The 3061-nt window shown below is 60.7% G+C and carries 2 protein-coding genes; both read right to left on the reverse strand.

The features are described from left to right. Positions 1–174 precede the first annotated feature (174 nt). A complete protein-coding gene (locus tag EGI20_RS16930) occupies positions 175–1284 on the reverse strand; it encodes a response regulator (protein WP_498632881.1) in 1110 nt (369 codons plus the stop codon). Further along, on the reverse strand, positions 1268–3061 hold a 1794-nt coding region (locus EGI20_RS16935), incomplete at its 5' end, for a response regulator (RefSeq protein ID WP_498632883.1). The genes EGI20_RS16930 and EGI20_RS16935, both read right to left, overlap by 17 nt.

The following is a 3061-nucleotide window of genomic DNA, read 5'->3' on the forward strand; positions in this document are numbered from 1 at the left end:
CGCGATTCGCTACCGTCGAATCGCTCAAACAAGGGCCAGCTTAAGACCTCGCCAGCGTCTTTTACACCAGCGCGAGCCTAACGGGGATGGGTGGCTGACGCATGGATAGCGCGCATCGCATGCAACCAACGCCAACGTGTGTGGGACATCGCCTTTTTATTGCCATCTGCACGACTACGGCACGTGATCGGCGAAGCGCTCGGCAATCGACTGGAACTCGTCTTCACAGGCGGTAAAAGCCTCGACTATTTCGGGGTCGAAGTGGTAGCCAGCGCCATTGACGATAATGCCACGCGCCACCGCATGCGGCAGCCCGGTCTTGTAGACGCGCCGGCTGATCAGCGCGTCGTAGACATCGGCCAAGGCCATCAGCCGTGCCGACAACGGAATCGCTTCACCCGCCAAGCCTTGCGGATAGCCCGAACCATCCCATTTTTCCTGATGCGAATAGGCGATTTCCTTGGCGCACTGCAAGAAAGGCACGCGCATGCCCAAACGCTCCTCGGCATGCACGATGGCATCCCGACCCAGCGTCGTGTGCTGCTGCATCGTAGCGAACTCAGCCGGCGTCAAACGGTCGGGCTTGAGCAAAATGGCATCGGGAATGCCGACCTTGCCGATATCGTGCAGCGGTGCCGACTTGAACAGAATATCTATCATGCCCGCGTCCAGTAAGGCGCTATAGCGCGGATGGCGCGCCAGTTCTGTGGCCAGCGCCTTGACGTAAAACTGGGTACGGCGGATATGGCCGCCAGTCTCGTTGTCGCGCGTTTCAGCCAGGCTGGCCATCGCATGAATGGCGACATCCTGTATGGCCTGTACTTCGGCCGTACGCTTTTGCACCTCCTGCTCGAGAAAGGCATTCTGGTCACGCAAAAAATCGGCGGATGCCTTGAGTAACAGATGGGTGGCCACCCGCGCAAGCACAATGGGCGGGCTGATGGGTTTGGTGATGTAATCGACCGCGCCCAGTTCGAAGCCGCGCGTTTCATCCTCCTGCCGTGACAAAGCCGTGAGGAAAATCACCGGAATGTCACGCGTCGCCGGGTTGGCCTTAAGCCGGGCGCACACTTCGTAGCCGTCTATCTGCGGCATCATGATATCGAGCAGCACCAGTTGCGGTTGCGGCGTGGCACTTGCAATCTGCAAAGCTTTTTCGCCGCTGGTTGCCAGCTTGACACGGTAATGCGGCTGTAACAGCTCGCTCATCAACAGCAGATTGTCCGGCGTATCGTCAACCACCAATACCAGCGCGCGCGTATCGTTTTCACCCCTTGTTTGCATGTTTTTCCTCATAGGCACTGACCAGACGGCGCAGACAGCGTCCCGCCTCGTCAAAATCAAAACTTGCCAGCGCAGCTGCCACCTGATCGACCCCGCTGCCCAATGCCTGGCGCAACTGTGGCGCCAGCGCAGTAAATTCGCTACACGCTGAAGCGTCACTACCCTCTATCAAATCCAGCAAAGACGCGAGCGTGGCTTCATCCAGTGGCGCTGCCGCTGTCGCGGCGAGGGTGGTAGCCACATCAGGCAAGGCACTGGCCAGATGGGTGCACAGTGCGGTCAAGGCATCGGAAAATGCCGTTAACGCGTCCTCGCCCGCGCCGTTTTCGATGGCGCTTTCCAGTTGCGTAGCAGCCTCTTGCAAAGCGACCGCCCCCAGATTTCCCGCCACACCACGCAAACTATGCGCATGCAAACGTGCACGGCTGGCATCGCCTTCCTGCAACGCCTGCGCGATTTCACTGGCGGCGCCGGCTTCTGCATCGACAAAGCGGCGCAACAGATCCAGATACAGCGCGCTATTGCCGCCGCAGCGCCGTAAACCGTCCTGCGGCAGGAACCCCTCATATCCGGCCAGCGGCAACTGTGCCGGGCGCGGCACGAGCCAATGACTCAGCGTGGCATACAAGCTGGCCGGCTCAATCGGCTTGGCGATATGGTCATTCATGCCGGCGGCCAGACACTGTGCCTTGTCACTTGCCATGGCACTGGCAGTCATCGCCAGAATGGGCAGCTGCGCCATGCCGGGCAAGGCGCGGATGGCACGCGTGGCGGCCATACCGTCCATGACCGGCATCTGCATATCCATCAGCACCAGATCGAATGGCGCCTGCTGCACACGCGCAAGCGCCTGGGCGCCATCCCCCACCACCTCGACCACAGCACCAGCGCGCGCCAGCAAGTCGGCCGCCACTTGCTGATTGAGCGCATTGTCTTCGGCCAGCAAGATACGCGCACCGGCCAGAGCCCTGGCCGTATCGCCCTCCTCCCGTGGCATCGCATCCGGCGTACCCGGCACCGCACGCCCAAGCCAGACCCGCGCCCAAAAGGTGCTACCAACCCCTTCGCGGCTGTCGACGCCGACTTCACCGTCCATCAAAGCGGCCAGACGGTGCGAGATCGCCAGTCCAAGGCCGGTACCGCCATACTGGCGCGTAGTCGATACATCGGCCTGCTCGAAAGGCTGGAACAGGCGCGCACGCGCATCTTCACTCAGGCCGATGCCGGTATCGCTGACCGATAGCAAGAGCGCCACCTTGTCGCCCTGCTCGCCATCCAGATGCACATGGATCACCACCTCGCCGCTGGGGGTGAATTTGATTGCATTGCCGGTGTAATTGATCAGAATCTGTCCCAGACGCAAAGGGTCACCCAGCAGCACCGCCGGCACATCGGGCGCCACATCCAGACGCAAGTCCAGATGCTTGCTTTGGGCGCGCTCACCCAGCAGATTCAGCACATTGTCCAGCACCGATGCCAGCGTGAACGGCACGGACTCCAGCACCAGTTTGCCGGACTCGACGCGGGAAAAATCGAGGATGTCGTTAATAATGGCCAGAAGATGGCGGCTGGACAGCGCGATCTTGTCCAGATAGTCGCGCTGGCGCGCAGAAAGCTCGGTCCCCAGCGCCAGATGAGTCATGCCGATAATGGCATTCATCGGGGTGCGAATTTCATGACTCATATTGGCCAGAAAATCGGCCTTGGCTCGTGCCGAATCGCGCGCTGCCTCGCGTGCGCTAACCAGGTCATTCACGTCGACATTGACGCCGATGGC

This window comes from Aquitalea sp. S1-19, assembly GCF_024343515.1.

Coding starts and splice junctions, on each gene's coding strand:
- EGI20_RS16930 (WP_498632881.1), bottom strand. CDS start 1,284: ATGCAAACAAGGGGTGAAAACGATACGCGCGCGCTGGTATTGGTGGTT.